Genomic DNA, 14,849 nt, shown 5'->3' on the forward strand with positions numbered 1-14,849 from the left:
TGCGCGCGAGGCATCAGGAAAGCACCTGACGCGGAAGCTGTCGAGGAGAGAGTGATCGGGGATGCGGCCAAGGCGTCAAGGTGACGCGGCCGGCATCATCCGGCTGGAGCGAACTGGCTCATCGCGCCGGTGAAGGGCTTCGCCAGCGGCGAGGCGTAGGAGCCGCGCTTGCTCGTCGAAAGACCGAGTGAAACCAGCGCTTCCGCCTGCTTTACGGCGGCCGCGACGCCATCGACGACGGGCACACCGTAATGCGCCTGGAGTTCCCGGGCGAGATCGGTCATGCCGGCGCAGCCGAGGACGATGGCCTCGGCGCCATCTTCGGCAAGTGCGCGCTCGATTTCAGCGCGCAGCTTGCCGATCGCGCCAGAGGCTTCGTTCTCCAGCTCGAGAACCGGGATATCCGAGGCGCGAACCTTGGCCCGGTTGCCCATGCCGTAGCGGCGCACGAGATTGTCGATCAGCACGCGCGAGCGCTCCAGCGTCGTTACCACTGTGAAGCGCTGCGCCAGAAACCCGGCGGTCGCCACGGCGGATTCGCAGAGGCCGAGCACGGGCACATCGCAGAAGCTGCGTGCTGCCTCGAGGCCGGTATCGTCGAAGCAGGCGATGATCGCCGCGTCATAGCCCTCCGCCTGCCGGTCCTTCAGTTCGGTGAGCAGACCGGGGATAGCCAGCGCGCCGTCATAATGCCCTTCGATGGACACCGGCCCCATGCGGGAGGTGGCGGCGATGATTTCGGTGCCGAATGCGGCGACCACGCGGGCGGCAACCGCAGCCTTTTCGGTCATCGACGCCGTCGTGTTTGGATTAACCAGCAGTATGCGCATCTTATTTGATCTTTGCCTGACGGCGGCCGAGCATTGTCATAATGCCGAGCGTGCCGAGGATGATGGTGAAGGAGAAGACCGTCGTGACCGTGCCAAGCGCATAGAGCACCGGCGTCGTGACGTTTGTGGTCATGCCGTAGATTTCGAGCGGCAGCGTGTTGTAGCTGCCTGACGTCATCAGTGTGCGGGCGAATTCGTCGTAGGAAAGCGTGAAGCCGAACAGGCCGACGCCGATCAGGCTTGGCAGGATCATCGGCAGAACCACATGGCGGAAGGTCTGCCAGGAGCTGGCGCCGAGATCGCGCGCCGCCTCTTCGTAAGCCGGCGAAAAGCGGTTGAAGACAGCAAACATGATCAGCACGCCGAAGGGCAGCGTCCAGGTGAGATGGGCGCCGAAAGCCGAAGAGTACCAGGCGGGCTTGAGGCCGCCCTGCTGGAAGACGACGCCGATGCCGAGCGAGATGATGATCGAGGGCACGACGAGGCTGGCAACCGTTGCATAGAAGAGCGCGGTGGATCCCCGGAACTTCCGGCGGAAGGCGAGACCGGCGAGCAGCGAGACCACGACCGTCACCACCATGACCATCAGGCCCAGCGTGAACGAGCGGGTGAATGAGGCGCCGAAATCGCCGACTGCCTGCTTCTCGAAGAGATTGAAGAACCAATGTACCGAGACGCCATTCAGCGGGAAGGTCAGGCCGCCATCCGGCCCTTGGAAGGAGAGGATCAGGATCGCCGAGAGCGGGCCATAGAGGAACAGCACGAAGACGATGAAGAACAGGGCGAGCACATAGAATTCGAGGCTGCGCGTTCGCGGTTCATCTCAAAGCTCCTTGCGGATATCGACGACGCGCAGGATGGCGGCGACCATCAGGAGCACGACGGCGAGAAGGACGACGGCATTGGCGGCCGCCGCCGGATATTGCAGCAGCGACATCTGGTTCTTCATCATCAGCGCCACAGAGGCGCTCTGGCCGCCGGACATGACCTGGACGGTGGAAAAGTCGGCCATGACGAGGGTGACGACGAAGATCGAACCGATCGCCATGCCGGGCTTTGCGAGCGGCAGCACGACATTCCACAGCACCTGCCAGCCGCTGGCGCCGGCATCGCGCGCCGCTTCGAACAATGAACGGTCGATGCGCATCAGCGTGTTGAAGATCGGCGTCACCATGAACAGCGTGTAGAGATGGACCATGGCGAGCACCACGGCGAAATCCGAATAGAGCAGCCACTCGACCGGCTGCGGCACGATGCCTGCCGAGACCAGCGCCTGATTGACCAGGCCATTGCGCCCGAGCACCGGAATCCACGAGATCATGCGGATGATGTTCGAGGTCATGAACGGCACGGTGCAGACCAGAAACAGGATCATCTGCGTCGAAGTCTTGCGGATATGGAAGGCCAGGAAATAGGCGACCCAGAAGCCGATGAACAGCGTCAGCGTCCAGACGATGACCATGAATTTCAGCGTGTTGAGATAGGTCTTCCAGGTGACCCAGGAACCGAGCGTATCAGTGTAGTTCATGGTCAGGAAGGCCGGATAGAGACCGGCGAAATCGTAGTCCCAGAAACTGACGACGGCGATCATGGCGATCGGCAGCAGGAAGAAGAAGCCGAGAATGACGATCAGCGGCAGCGCCTGCAGATAGGAGATCGCCGCGAGCGGCAGGCGGGCGCTGCTGCGTCGGACGCGGTCGACCTTCTCGTGTGTCTCTGCTGAAGCGATCGTCGCCATTGCTGATCCCTTTTCCAGTTAGCATTGCACTCCGTGGCGCCCCCTCTGCCCTACCGGGCAGAGGGGGGCGCTTCACGGCAAGACCTCCCCTCCCCGAAGGGAGGGGAAAGCCACAATCACCTCAAGCCGCGATGAACTCGTTCCAGCGGCGGACCATGTAGCGGTCCTCGTCCATGACGGAGTTCCAGCAGGCGACATGGCCCATGCGCTCTTCGAAGGAGCCGCCGTCGCGGACTGCACCGGCCTTTTCCATGACCTTGCCTTCCGGAGACAGGATATCGCCCTGCGCCGCCTTGCCTTCGATCCAGTAGCCCCACTCGTCGGCCGTCATGAAGTTCTTGGCGGTGTCCATGCAGGCCGAGTAGTAGCCCTGGCGGTTGAGATAGCCACCGACCCAGCCGGACGTGTACCAGTTGATGTATTCATAGGCCGCATCGAGCTCTGCGCCCTTGAGGTGCGAGGCGAGGCCGAGGCCGCCGCCCCACGAGCGGTAGCCTTCCTTGAGCGGCTGATATTTGCAGGCGATGCCCTTGGAGCGGACGGCCGCAACGGCCGGCGACCACATGGACTGGATGATGACTTCGCCGGAGGCCATCAGGTTGACCGACTCGTCGAAGCTCTTCCAGAAGGCGCGGAACTGGCCGTCGCTCTTGGCCTTGATCAGGAATTCGATCGTCTTGTCGATCTCTTCCTTGGTCATGTTGCCCTTGTCGGCATATTTGATGTTGCCGAGCGATTCCATGATCATCGCGGCATCCATGATGCCGATCGACGGGATGTTGAGGATCGAGGTCTTGCCCTTGAACTTCGGATCCATGATATCGGCCCAGCTGGTGATATCGCGGCCGACGAGATCGGGACGGATGCCGAGCGTATCGGCATTGTAGATGGTCGGCATCATGGTGAAGAGTTCGGTTTCGCCCTTGGCGAAGGTCTTGGCATCGGCGCTCTCGACATAGCCGACCGTGTGCGGCGCGGTGCCCTGGGCGATGACGCTGTCCGGCTTCAGCTTGCCGTTCTTAAAGAGCGGAACGACCTTGTCGTAATATTTCAGCTTCTTGACGTCCATCGGCTGGATGACGCCGGTCGGATAGACCTTCTTCAGGATCCAGTATTCGATGTCGGCGATGTCGTAGCTGTCAGGCTGGGTGACGGCGCGCTGGGCAGCCGCGTCGGAATCGGTCGCCGTCATTTCGAGCGTGATGCCGAGATCCTTCTTGCACTGTTCGGCGATCGCATTGATGTTCGAAACGCCGGTACCGAACTGGCGCAGCGTGATGTTTGACTGCGCCCAGATCGTCGGGAAGCCAGTGATCAGGCCGGAGCCGGCAGCAGCGCCGATTGCGGCAGCGCCGGTCTTGAGAAGCGAGCGGCGGGAGATACCCGTCTGCGGCTTTGTCGTCTTCGTTTCAGTTGTCATGTCAGTTCCCCTTCTTATGGTGGTGAGGTTCATGCACGGCCGAGGAGGACGGCGTCCTCCAGGGCCCAACTCAGAGACACCGCATCGCCGACCGATACGGGTTTGGCGAAGTAATCGCCGTCGCTCGCGATGACCGTGAAGTCGTCACTGCCCGCGCCGATGACGGTGAGCTTCACCGTCGCGCCGCGATATTCGATGTTGGAGACGATGCCGCCGAAGCCGAGCGTCTTGTCGCTCGCCGCCTCGAGGCGGACGCGGTCGGTGCGCACGCCGATATCGACCGGCTCGCCGGCCAGTTTGCCGTTGCCGCGCACCGAGAAGGTCTGTCCCTCCGGCGCTTCCAGCACGAGCATGTCGTCCTTGACCGAAACGACGCGGCCGGAGAGCACGTTGTGATCGCCCATGAAGCGGGCGACGAAGGCGGTTGCCGGCTGCTCGAACACCTGGCGCGGCGAAGCCGCCTGCTCGATCTTGCCATCGTTCATGATGACGATCAGGTCGGCGAGCGCCATCGCCTCTTCCTGGCTGTGCGTCACATGCACGAAAGTGATGCCAAGCGACTTCTGCAGCTTCTTGAGCTCGGCGCGCATGCGGATCTTCAGGAACGGATCGAGCGCCGACAGCGGCTCGTCGAGCAGCAGCGCTTCGGGGTCGGTGATCAGCGCGCGCGCCAGCGCCACGCGCTGCTGCTGGCCACCGGAAAGCTGTGCCGGGCGACGGGATGCATAGACGTCCATCTGCATCAGCTTCAGCATCTCGAGCGCCTTGGCGCGGCGCTCTTCCTTCTCGACGCCCTTCATCTTCAGCGAGAAGGCGACATTGTCGACGAGGTCGAGATGCGGGAAGAGCGCATAGGACTGGAACATCATCGCCGTGCCGCGCTTGGCCGGCGGAAAGTCGGTTACGACAGTGTTGCCGAGACGCACGTCGCCCGATGAAATGGTCTCGTGGCCTGCGATCATCCGCAGTGTCGAGGTCTTGCCGCAGCCCGACGGGCCAAGGAAGCAGCAGTATGACCCTGCCGGGATCTTGAGGCTGATGGCATGCACCGCTGTCGTGGAGCCATAGACCTTGGAAACGGATGCAATATCGATCTCTGCCGCTTTCGACATCATGTCTTCCCCTGTTCGAGTAAGACAATGCATCTGCCGTGCCAGTTTCTATTGCACTGCGTCAAAGCCCTAGAATTCAATGGGAATCGGCGCCAGACCGGCAAAAGCCCAATTTAGAGGCGGCGAAAATTCTGCACAGGAAATAGGCTTTCGTCTGCAATTTACGCAAAGTATCGTATACAATTTGAGCGTCACTTTGCGCGCAAAATTCGTTTAACTTTTGACCGGAAGCTGGCTATTATCACGGTTGCAATCAGGTGCCTTTTCCATGACCCCATCAGCCACCGCGCTTTCGCAGGCGGACGATTCAGCCGATAGCAGCACGCAGCAGATCCGCGACGCCATCCGCGAGGCGATCGTCGAGCGGCGGCTTGCGCCGGGCACGAAGCTTTCGGAAGCCGATGTCGGCAATCTCTTCAGCGTCAGCCGCACACTGGCACGCGCCGCCCTCCAGGCGCTCTCCTATGAAGGGCTGGTCAATGTCGAGAAGAACCGCGGCGCCTTCGTCGCCTACCCCTCCCCTGATGAAGCACGCCAGATCTTTGCCGCGAGGCGGCTCGTCGAACCCGGCATCCTGCGCGAAGCGGCTGCCCGCATCACGCCCTCGCAGATCCAGCACCTGAGGCAGTTGCTGCAGGAAGAGGGCCGGCTGATTGGCGAACGCGGCCAGACGGCCCGGCGCGCCGAGATCAAGGCATCTGGCGACTTTCACCTGACGCTGGCATCGATCTCGGGCAATGCCATCATGCAGCGCTTCATGGAGGAGCTCGTCGCCCGCTCCTCGCTGGTCATTGCCCTCTACGGCCAGTCCGCCGTTTCGAGCTGCGGCCATTCTGAACACGGCGATATCGTCACCGCCATCGAGACCAACGATCTCGACCGCGCCTGCCATCTGATGGTGCACCACATCTCCCATATCGAGGCCGATCTCGACCTTCGCGAGCGCAAGGGCTTCGGCCTCAAGGAAGCCTTCTCGATCTGAGACGCGGCACGCCTGACTGGCAAATCTCTGCTTTTCTTCCAGAATTCCCGCTCTAGTTCCAAAAAAAGGAGCCTGAGCGGCTGACATTCAAGGAGGCGTTGATGAGCGGTGTGCCACTGGAAACCTTGCCGGAGCAGCCGGAGCTGAAGCGGGTGATGGGGCCGGGATTGCTGCTCCTCTTCATCGTCGGCGACATCCTCGGCACCGGCATCTACGCGCTGACCGGACAGGTCGCGGCCGAAGTCGGCGGCGTCGTCTGGCTGCCCTTCCTGATCGCCTTCGTCGTCGCGTTGCTGACGGCGCTCAGCTATCTCGAGCTGGTCACCAAATATCCGCGTGCGGCCGGTGCGGCGCTCTATACGCACAAGGCCTTCGGCATCCACTTCCTGACTTTCCTGATCGCCTTTGCCGTCATGTCCTCGGGCATCACCTCGGCCTCGACGGCATCGCGCGCCTTCGCCGCCAACTTCTCGGAAGCCTTCGGTTTCGATTTCGGCGACTACGGCGTGACCTTCATCGCAGTTGCCTTCATCGCGCTGATCGCAGCCATCAATTTCCGCGGCGTCGGCGAAAGCGTGAAGCTGAACGTGGTCCTGACCATGGTCGAACTCACCGGTCTGCTGATCATCATCGGCATCGGCTTCTGGGCGATCGCGGGCGGCGAAGGCGATGTGTCGCGCGCCTGGACCTTCCAGCCGAGCAGCGAGCACGGCGTGTTCTGGTCCGTCATCGCGGCAACGACGCTCGCCTTCTTTGCGATGGTCGGCTTCGAGGATTCGGTCAACATGGCCGAGGAGTGCAAGCAGCCAAGCCGGATCTTTCCTAAGGTGCTATTGGGTGGCCTCTTCATCACCGGCGTCATCTATGTGCTCGTCGCCATCTCGGCAATCACGCTGGTGCCGGCCGCCGAACTCGGCGAAGGTGAGACGCCGCTTCTGAAGGTCGTCCAGGCGGGAGCGCCGAATTTCCCGATCGGCGTCTTCGGCATCATCACCATGTTTGCGGTCGCCAATTCGGCGCTGATCAACATGATGATGGCGAGCCGGCTGATCTACGGCATGAGCCGCGAGCAGGTGCTACCCGAAGTGCTCGGCAAGGTGCATGCGGGCCGCAAGACGCCCTACATCGCGATCGGCTTCACATCGCTGCTGGCTGTCGGGCTGATCCTGTTTGCCGGCGGCGTGCCGGCACTCGGCGGCACGACGGCGTTGCTGCTGCTCGGCGTTTTCGCCGTCGTCAACATCGCCGTCCTCGTGCTGCGGAAGGACAAGGTCGATCACCCGCATTTCCGCACGCCGACTATCGTGCCGATCCTCGGTGCCGCGACCTGCCTGTTCCTGGTCGGCCCATGGACCGGACGCGACCCCGTTCAGTATGCCATTGCCGCGGTCCTGATCGGCATCGGCGTGGTCCTGTGGTTCGCGACGATCGGCTTCATGCGAAGCGCGAACCAGAGTGCCTAGTGCGAAGACTGCTGCTTGGCGCGGGCAACGATCTGCGTCGGGTTGACGAACTGCAGCGCGATGATGAGCCAGAAGAGCGTCGTGATCATGTAGATCACCGCCATGGCGTCGATCGACTGCGCGGCGCGCACACCCGAGGCGAAGACCGCGTAATAGAGCGAGACGACAAGCGTCTGCGTCGTCGGCCCGGCGATCAGGAAGGTCAGCTCGAACATGGCGATGGTGCGCACCAGCACGAGCAGCAGCGCCGCCAGCATGCCGGGCAGAAGCAACGGCAGAAGGATGCGGATGAAGAGGCTCGTCGTTCCCGCCCCGAAGACGCGGGCCGCGGCCTCGATGCGCGGATCGATCTGCTCGATGAACGGGATCATCACCAGCACGACGAAGGGGAACGACGGCACGAGATTGATCAGCACCACGCCCCAGAAGGTGCCGCCGAGGCCGAGCTGGTATAGCACGGTGGCGAGCGGAATGCCGTAGGTCAGCGGCGGGATCAGCAGTGGCAGCAGAAAGAGCAGCACGATCAGCTTCTTGCCGGCAAAATCCCGCCGCGCCAGCGCATAGGCCGTCATTACGCCGAGCAGGCCGGAGATCACCGTGACCGTGAAAACGATCTGGAAGGTGACGAGTACGACGCTCGACAGCTGGAACTCCTTCCAGGCGCTGAAATACCAGCGTGTGGTCCAGCCGGCCGGCAGCCAGGTGCCGAGCCAGCGCGTCGAGAAGGAATTGATGATGACGACGGCGATGACGGCAAGCAGGTTGAGGATGAAGAGCGCGGCAACGGCCCAGACGGCAAAGCGCCAGATTTTCGATGTCAGTCCCTGATCACGGATCATGGCTCAGCCTTTCGTGCCGCCGGCAGGGCCGCGATAGAAGAAGGAACGGCAGCCGAGGATCGCCACCACGACGACGAGTTCGACGGCGCCCATGATGAGCGCGATCGCCGAACCCAGCGAATGATCATATTGCTCGAAGGCCGCCTGATAGGCCGCGATCGAGATGACGCGCGTCGGCCCCGCTGGCGCGCCGAGCAGCACCGCGGATGGAAAGACCGCGAAGGCCTGTACGAAGGCGAGGCAGAAGGTCACTGCCAGCCCCGGCACCAGAAGCGGCAGGAAGACCCGGAAGAAGCGCTGGCGCGGGCTGGCGCCGAGCGTCGCCGCTGCCTGCTCGATCGCCGGATCGATGCCGGTGATATAAGAGAGCGTCAGCAGGAAGGCGAAGGGAAAGCCGGTGATCAGCAGCGAGGCGAAGACGCCCCAGTAGTTGTTGGTGAGCTTGACGGGATCGCTGAAGATGCCGAGCGCCAGCAGCGTGTGATTGAACCAGCCGCGCGGACCGAGGAACGTCAGGAGACCATCAGCGACGAAGACGGTACCGAGCGTGATCGGCAGCACAAGGATGGTCGTCAGCAGCCGCTGGCGCCGCATGAGGCGCACCCGGAAGGCGATTGGCACCGCGAGCGCCAGGTTGGCGATGGTGACAGGCAGCGCCAGCCACATGGTCGCACCGATCGTGTTGTACTGGAAGGGATCGCTGAAGAACTTGACGTAATTCGCATACCACGCCCCGCCATCCTTCGGCGTCAGCGAATCCACGACGCCATAGAGGAAGGGATAGACGAACAGCGCGATCATGAAGATCAGGCCCGGCAGGACCAGCAAGGTCGTGCCGTCGAGGCCGCGGGCGGCAAGCCGGGTGCGGAGCGACGGCCCGCTCATGCGGCTGCGTCCTTGAAGACCAACGCCCGTCCGGCAGCCGGCTGCAGGAAGGTGGAGGCGCCGCGCGGCAGAACCTCGTCGGAGCGGAAGTAAAGATCGGAACCGTCAGCCGATTTGGCGAGGCCGAAAAAGGCGCGGCCGCGATATTCCATGCTGCTGACGGTCGCCGGAATGCCATTGCTGCCGACCGCGACGAGATCTTCCGGGCGAACCGAAAGAACGGCGGCGTCGCCCACCTGAAGCGGCATGCGCATGGTGCCGGTCAGCCGCGCCGGGCCAACCTCGACCTCGGCCTCATCTCCCGAAACCGAGGTGACGCGGCCGGGAATGCGGGTTCGGAAGCCCATGAAGTCTGCGACATTCAGATTGACCGGCCGCTGGTAAAGATCCTGCGGCGTGCCGATCTGCTCGATATGGCCCTGGCTCATGACGACGATGCGATCGGCAAGCGACAGCGCCTCGTCCTGGTCGTGGGTGACGTAAATCGTGGTCGAGCCGATCTGGTCGTGAATGCCGCGGATTTCGGCGCGCATCTCGAGACGCAGCTTGGCATCGAGGTTCGACAGCGGCTCGTCCATGAGGACGATCGGCGGGCGGATGACGACGGCACGCGCAATCGCCACGCGCTGCTGCTGGCCGCCGGAGAGCTGACCGGGCAGTTTTTCCGCTTGGCTTTCCAGCCGCACCAGCGCCAGCGCATCGTTGATCCGCTTGTCGGCCTCCGGTCCCTTGATGCCTTGCATGGCAAGGCCGAAGCCGACATTCTTGCGCACACTCATATGCGGGAAGAGAGCGTAGCTCTGAAACACCATGCCGAAGCCGCGCTTTTCAGGCTCCAGCTGATCGATGCGGTTGCCGCCGAGACGGATTTCGCCGCCGGAAAGGCCGAGCAGTCCGGCAATACAGTTCAGCGCCGTCGACTTGCCGCAGCCGGACGGGCCGAGCAGCGCGATGAACTCACCGGGCTCGATAGCGAGATCGATACCGTCGAGCGCGTTATAGGCGCCGAACGAGCGGCGGATGCCGTCGAGTTCGAGGCGGGCATTGTTGCGCGAAGACGGCGCAGCGTTCTGGACTGGCGCGTTCAATCCAAGCTCCATATGTCAAAAGCAATGAGGGGCGCCGGCTCAACCGGCCGGCGCCGTTTTTGAGATCAGCCCTTCTTGGCGCCGATCTTTTCGTCCCAGATGCGGAAGGCTTCGACGAGCTGCTTCGGCTCGAGCGGCGTTTCCAGCGGGTTGTTGGCGATCCAGTCGGCATATTCAGGACGGCCGAATTCCTTGATCACGTCCTGACTTTCCTGCGGCGCCATGTCGATTGTCACGTCCTTGACGGCCGGACCCGGATAGAAATAGCCGGCGTCATAGGCGATCGCCTGCTGCTTCGGCTGCAGGATGTAATTCAGGACATCCATCAGCACCGCGACCTTCTCGTCGGAAACGCCCTTCGGAATGACGGCGTAGTGAGCATCGGTGACCCAGTGGAAGCCATCGAGCTTCTGCACCTTGGCTTCGGCCGGAACGATGCCGAGCGCACGCGGGTTGATATCCCAGCCGGTGGTCGTCGCGACGATGTCGCGCGTGCCTTCGCCGAGTTCCTTGAACACGACGGCAGTGCCGGTCGGGTAATATTCGATGTTCTCGCCGAGGGCGGCCAGATATTCCCAGGTCTTCGACCAGCCCTTTGCCGGATCGCGCGGATCGCTGTCGCCGAGCAAATAGGGAAGACCCATCAACAGCGTGCGGCCGGGGCCGGAATTGGCCGGGCGGGCATAGAGGAACTTGTTCTTGTTCTGCTTGGTCCAGTCGAGCAGTTCCTGCGCCGTCTTCGGCGGGGTCGCGACCTTGTCGGGCATATATTCGATCAGCGGGCCGGACGGATAATAGGTGACGACGACGCCCTGATCCTTGGCGAGGCCCTGCATCTTGAAGGCCTGCGGCTGCAGGATGCTTTCGAGGTTCGGCAATTCGGATTTGTGGGCGCCGAGATCGATCCAGAGGCCCTGGTCGACACCGGCCGACAGCGCGTCGGTACCGGTCAGCACCAGATCGATATCAACCTTGCCTGCGGCCTGCTGCGCCTTGATCTTGCCCGGCAATTCCGGTGCCGGTGCCTTGGTGAAGGCGAAGCTCGATACCCAATCGGCCTTCTCGGCGGCATAGGCTTCGAACATGCCCTGGGTGAGCGCCAGGTTACCGGCGACATCGGCGATGGTGATGGTCACCGGGCTTGCCGGCTTTTTTGCCTGCGCAAACAGACGGTTCGGCAGCACGCCGGCAACCGCGACGCCCGCAGCAGTGCTGACGAATGTTCTGCGTGTGATGTTCATGATGGTCTCTCCTCCTCTTGTGCGGCGCCTGAGGACGAGCTCAGACAACCTGCTCTCCCGTGATCTGCCAGGCGAGATCAAAGCGCCGGCTCAACCGCCGAAAAGCGGTTGAAAGCCTTGCAAAGCGACCGCTCCACTTCGGCAAGCCTTGGCAATGGATGAGGATTGATATACTAGTATGCACAACAGAGTCAACGTGCAGGAAATAGCATGCGGCAGGCATCCGGTTCCGAAGCGATCGACTTTCCGCCTATGACGGAAAGACCGGCGAAGCTGCGCCGCGTGACGACTGCCGATGCCATTTTCAACCAGCTCTATGCGGATATCGTCTCGCTGCGCATGCCGCCGGGAATGCCGCTGCAGGAGAAGAAGATCGCCGAGGAATTCGGCGTCAGCCGCACCCCGGTGCGAGAAGCCCTGCTGCGGCTCGCCGAAGGCGGCCTCGTCGATATCTATCCGCAATCGGCGACCGTCGTTTCCCGTGTTCCGGTTTCCGCCATTCCCGAAGCCGTTGTCGTTCGCAAGGCGCTGGAGACGACGACAGTCGAAGCTGCAACCCGAGGCGCGACACCGGCCGATATCCAGCGGCTCGACATGATCATCAGCCGGCAGAAATCGCTGGCTTCGCTCGGCGACACCTCCGGTTTCCACGAGGAAGACGAAGCTTTCCATGAAGCGATCACCCGGATTGCCGGTTACCCCGGCATCTGGACGATCCTGAAGACGGTGAAGGTGCAGATCGACCGCGCCCGCCGCCTCACGCTGCCTGCGCTCGGGCGCATGGATAATGTGGTGCGCGAGCATGTCGTCATCCGTGACGCAATTGCCGGTCATGACGTGGAGGCCGCCCGCGAGGCGATGCTGCATCACCTCAGCGCCGTCATCCCCGACGTGGCGGAGCTGCGCACCCGCTATCCAGATTATTTCTGCTGATCCCGGCAGGGCAACGAAACAAGAAACAGAAGACAGACGAGGAGGAAACCGATGCGGCAAGGATGGAGATGGTTTGGGCCCGAAGCCCCGGTGACACTGGACGAGGTGCGCCAGACCGGCGCGACGAACATTGTCTCCTCGCTGCATCAGGTGCCGATCGGCCGAGCCTGGACCGAAAAGGAAGTCGCCGAGCGCAAATCGATGATCGAGACGACGCCCGCAGGGCGCTCGCCGCTCGTCTGGTCGGTTGTCGAAAGCATTCCGATCCCCGATGCGGTCAAGCGCAAGGGCGGCAAGGCGAAGGCCGAGATCGAAGCCTGGATCGCCAGCATGGAAGCGGTCGCAGCCTGCGATATCCCGATCATCTGCTACAATTTCATGCCCGTCGTCGACTGGACGCGCACCGAGCTCGACTACATCACCCCAACGGGCGCGACCGCCATGCGCTTCGATCACGAGCGTTTCGCCGCCTTCGATCTCTTCGTGCTGCAGCGCCAGAGCGCCGGCAACGATTATTCGGAAGAAGACCAGAGGCGCGCTCGCGAGGTCTTTGACGAGATGAGCGAAGAGGAAGTCGCCGAGATCACCCGCATCATCACCTCGGCCCTGCCTGGATCGACCACCGAGCCGCTGACGATCCCCGGCTTCCGCGAGGTCCTCTCTGCCTATGCCGGCATTGATGCGGCGAAGCTGCGCCAGCACCTGATCGAGTTCCTGCAGGCCGTCACCCCGGCCGCCGAGGCGCGCGGCGTCAAGCTGACGCTGCATCCCGATGATCCGCCGCGCTCGCTCTTCGGCCTCCCGCGCATCGCCTCAAGCGCCGAGGACTACGCCGCCCTCTTCGACGCCGTGCCCTCACCCGCAAACGGCATGTGCTACTGCACCGGCAGCCTCGGCGTGCGCGCCGAAAACGACATGCCTGAAATTGCCCGCCGTTTCGCCTCCCGCATCTATTTCGCGCATCTGCGGGCCACCAAGCGCGAAGGCGACGGCCGCTCCTTCCACGAGAGCGCCCATCTCGAGGGCGATGTCGACATGGTCGCCGTGCTCAAGGAACTGGTCGCCGAGGACAACAAGCGCAGCGCCAGCGACCAGATCGTCTTCCGCTCCGACCACGGCCACCGCATGCTCGACGACCTGACCAAGACCGTCACGCCGGGCTATCCGGCAATCGGCCGCATGCGCGGTCTCGCAGAGCTCAGGGGCATTCTCTACGCCCTCGGCTCAATCCCGTCGTAAACTAGAAAAGGCGGCATCCCGGATGCCGCCTTTCTTATTTGATAATTAAAGAAGCATCACCGTTTCGGCACCGCCTTCAGATAGGCCGCGATTGCCTCGATATCGCTCTTCGGCAGGTGGGCGATGTTTTGCTGGACTTCGGTCATCGAGCCGCCGGCCGAGTCGAAATCCGGGGTGAAGCCGGTTTCGAGGTAGTTGGCGATATCGGCTTCGCTCCAGTTGCCGACGTCCTGGCCCCCAGGAGTGATGTTGGGGATGCGGCCTTCGCCTTCCGGGTTCGGCGCGCCTGCAAGCCACATGTCGAGCTTGAAGCCACCCAGCGCATCGCGCGGCGTGTGACATTCGCCGCAATGGCCCGGACCTTCGACCAGATACTGGCCGCGCTTCAGCTTGTCGTCTGCATTGGCGAGCACGACGCGCGGCTGGTCGTTGAAATAGAGGAATTTCCAGCCGCCGAGCGCCAGGCGGATATTATACGGGAACGGCAGTTCGTGCGGCGGGGCGACATTGGTACTCTTCGGCAGCGTCTTGATATAGCCGAAGAGGTCGTTGACGTCCTTGTCGCTGAGGCGCGCATAGGAGCCGTAGGGGAAGGACGGGTAGAGATGCTGGCCCTGCGGGCCGACGCCGCGCTTCATGGCATTGCCGAATTGCGCCAGCGTCCAGGTGCCGATGCCGGCCGTCTCGTCGGGCGAGATATTCGGGACATGGAAGGTGCCGAAGGGGCTCTTCAGCGCCAGACCGCCGGAGAGCGTCAACTTCGCATCGCCCTGCGAACCAGGCGCCGCATGACAGCTGACGCAGCCGCCCGCCCAGAACACCATCTCGCCGTTCTTCACATCGGGCGCGCCGAGATCGGCCCAGTGGCTTTCGGGCAGCGGATTGGGCGCGGTAATGAAATAGAAGGCCGCGCCGCCGATGATGACGACGCCGATCAGACAGAGCACAAAGCGGATGAACCTGCGGACCATCGGCCGCTACCCCCATGTTTTTTACCGGATATCCCGGCTGAACATAAACCGGTCCGCACCCGCGGCAAGGCAGGGGCGGACCGAAAGCCTTAAGGATGGGGAAGACCT

The 14,849-nt window shown here is 62.8% G+C and carries 14 protein-coding genes; 4 read left to right on the plus strand and 10 right to left on the minus strand.

Going from position 1 to position 14,849, the window contains the following annotated elements:
* Positions 1–95: 95 nt before the first annotated feature.
* From ACQZ5H_RS27605 to ACQZ5H_RS27625, 5 genes are all read right to left on the minus strand, one after another.
* Complete coding sequence (locus ACQZ5H_RS27605) at positions 96–830, minus strand: aspartate/glutamate racemase family protein (RefSeq protein ID WP_449099566.1); 735 nt, start codon at positions 828–830, stop codon at positions 96–98.
* Between the two features lies 1 nt (position 831).
* The gene (locus ACQZ5H_RS27610) at positions 832–1,620 is read right to left on the minus strand and encodes an ABC transporter permease (RefSeq protein WP_449099567.1); all 789 of its coding nucleotides are present in this window, start codon (positions 1,618–1,620) and stop codon (positions 832–834) included.
* A 33-nt stretch (positions 1,621–1,653) separates the two neighbouring features.
* Positions 1,654–2,568: an ABC transporter permease gene (locus ACQZ5H_RS27615; RefSeq protein WP_449099568.1), complete on the minus strand. Its 915-nt coding sequence runs from the start codon at positions 2,566–2,568 to the stop codon at positions 1,654–1,656.
* A 121-nt stretch (positions 2,569–2,689) separates the two neighbouring features.
* Complete coding sequence (locus ACQZ5H_RS27620; protein WP_449099569.1) at positions 2,690–3,988, minus strand: ABC transporter substrate-binding protein; 1,299 nt, start codon at positions 3,986–3,988, stop codon at positions 2,690–2,692.
* 29 nt (positions 3,989–4,017) lie between these two features.
* On the minus strand, positions 4,018–5,100 hold the full coding sequence (locus ACQZ5H_RS27625) for an ABC transporter ATP-binding protein (protein WP_449099599.1): 1,083 nt from the start codon (positions 5,098–5,100) through the stop codon (positions 4,018–4,020).
* A gap of 268 nt (positions 5,101–5,368) precedes the next feature.
* Here ACQZ5H_RS27625 and ACQZ5H_RS27630 point away from each other — a divergent pair, with 268 nt between their 5' ends.
* On the plus strand, positions 5,369–6,082 hold the full coding sequence (locus tag ACQZ5H_RS27630) for a GntR family transcriptional regulator (protein WP_112715063.1): 714 nt from the start codon (positions 5,369–5,371) through the stop codon (positions 6,080–6,082).
* A 101-nt stretch (positions 6,083–6,183) separates the two neighbouring features.
* A complete protein-coding gene (locus tag ACQZ5H_RS27635; RefSeq protein WP_449099570.1) occupies positions 6,184–7,545 on the plus strand; it encodes an APC family permease in 1,362 nt (453 codons plus the stop codon).
* Here ACQZ5H_RS27635 and ACQZ5H_RS27640 read toward each other — a convergent pair.
* The 4 genes from ACQZ5H_RS27640 to ACQZ5H_RS27655 are packed head-to-tail and all read right to left on the minus strand — an operon-like array spanning position 7,542 to position 11,598.
* Complete coding sequence (locus ACQZ5H_RS27640; protein WP_449099571.1) at positions 7,542–8,384, minus strand: ABC transporter permease; 843 nt, start codon at positions 8,382–8,384, stop codon at positions 7,542–7,544. The genes ACQZ5H_RS27635 and ACQZ5H_RS27640 overlap by 4 nt on opposite strands.
* A 3-nt stretch (positions 8,385–8,387) precedes the next feature.
* Positions 8,388–9,269, minus strand: coding sequence for an ABC transporter permease (locus ACQZ5H_RS27645; protein WP_449099572.1), 882 nt, complete (start codon positions 9,267–9,269; stop codon positions 8,388–8,390).
* Complete coding sequence (locus ACQZ5H_RS27650; protein WP_449099573.1) at positions 9,266–10,369, minus strand: ABC transporter ATP-binding protein; 1,104 nt, start codon at positions 10,367–10,369, stop codon at positions 9,266–9,268. The genes ACQZ5H_RS27645 and ACQZ5H_RS27650 overlap by 4 nt, the downstream gene beginning before the upstream one ends.
* Positions 10,370–10,422: 53 nt before the next feature.
* The gene (locus ACQZ5H_RS27655) at positions 10,423–11,598 is read right to left on the minus strand and encodes an extracellular solute-binding protein (protein ID WP_449099574.1); all 1,176 of its coding nucleotides are present in this window, start codon (positions 11,596–11,598) and stop codon (positions 10,423–10,425) included.
* A 210-nt stretch (positions 11,599–11,808) separates the two neighbouring features.
* On the opposite strand from ACQZ5H_RS27655, the gene ACQZ5H_RS27660 reads away from it, so the two are divergent.
* Positions 11,809–12,531, plus strand: coding sequence for a GntR family transcriptional regulator (locus tag ACQZ5H_RS27660; protein WP_449099575.1), 723 nt, complete (start codon positions 11,809–11,811; stop codon positions 12,529–12,531).
* Positions 12,532–12,582: 51 nt separating this feature from the next.
* A complete protein-coding gene (gene uxuA / locus ACQZ5H_RS27665; RefSeq protein ID WP_449099576.1) occupies positions 12,583–13,770 on the plus strand; it encodes a mannonate dehydratase in 1,188 nt (395 codons plus the stop codon).
* A gap of 56 nt (positions 13,771–13,826) precedes the next feature.
* Here the strand turns inward: uxuA and ACQZ5H_RS27670 are convergent, their stop codons facing one another.
* On the minus strand, positions 13,827–14,741 hold the full coding sequence (locus ACQZ5H_RS27670; RefSeq protein WP_449099577.1) for a c-type cytochrome: 915 nt from the start codon (positions 14,739–14,741) through the stop codon (positions 13,827–13,829).
* Positions 14,742–14,849 lie beyond the last annotated feature (108 nt).

The organism is Rhizobium sp. 21-4511-3d (genome assembly GCF_053522545.1).

What these genes read in the sequence shown, in the direction of transcription:
- ACQZ5H_RS27605 (WP_449099566.1), bottom strand. Translation starts at nt 830, where the DNA reads ATGCGCATACTGCTGGTTAATCCAAACACGACGGCGTCGATGACCGAA.
- ACQZ5H_RS27615 (WP_449099568.1), bottom strand. Translation starts at nt 2,568, where the DNA reads ATGGCGACGATCGCTTCAGCAGAGACACACGAGAAGGTCGACCGCGTC.
- ACQZ5H_RS27620 (WP_449099569.1), bottom strand. Translation starts at nt 3,988, where the DNA reads ATGACAACTGAAACGAAGACGACAAAGCCGCAGACGGGTATCTCCCGC.
- ACQZ5H_RS27625 (WP_449099599.1), bottom strand. Translation starts at nt 5,100, where the DNA reads ATGTCGAAAGCGGCAGAGATCGATATTGCATCCGTTTCCAAGGTCTAT.
- ACQZ5H_RS27630 (WP_112715063.1), top strand. Translation starts at nt 5,369, where the DNA reads ATGACCCCATCAGCCACCGCGCTTTCGCAGGCGGACGATTCAGCCGAT.
- ACQZ5H_RS27635 (WP_449099570.1), top strand. Translation starts at nt 6,184, where the DNA reads ATGAGCGGTGTGCCACTGGAAACCTTGCCGGAGCAGCCGGAGCTGAAG.
- ACQZ5H_RS27640 (WP_449099571.1), bottom strand. Translation starts at nt 8,384, where the DNA reads ATGATCCGTGATCAGGGACTGACATCGAAAATCTGGCGCTTTGCCGTC.
- ACQZ5H_RS27645 (WP_449099572.1), bottom strand. Translation starts at nt 9,269, where the DNA reads ATGAGCGGGCCGTCGCTCCGCACCCGGCTTGCCGCCCGCGGCCTCGAC.
- ACQZ5H_RS27650 (WP_449099573.1), bottom strand. Translation starts at nt 10,369, where the DNA reads ATGGAGCTTGGATTGAACGCGCCAGTCCAGAACGCTGCGCCGTCTTCG.
- ACQZ5H_RS27655 (WP_449099574.1), bottom strand. Translation starts at nt 11,598, where the DNA reads ATGAACATCACACGCAGAACATTCGTCAGCACTGCTGCGGGCGTCGCG.
- ACQZ5H_RS27660 (WP_449099575.1), top strand. Translation starts at nt 11,809, where the DNA reads ATGCGGCAGGCATCCGGTTCCGAAGCGATCGACTTTCCGCCTATGACG.
- uxuA (WP_449099576.1), top strand. Translation starts at nt 12,583, where the DNA reads ATGCGGCAAGGATGGAGATGGTTTGGGCCCGAAGCCCCGGTGACACTG.
- ACQZ5H_RS27670 (WP_449099577.1), bottom strand. Translation starts at nt 14,741, where the DNA reads ATGGTCCGCAGGTTCATCCGCTTTGTGCTCTGTCTGATCGGCGTCGTC.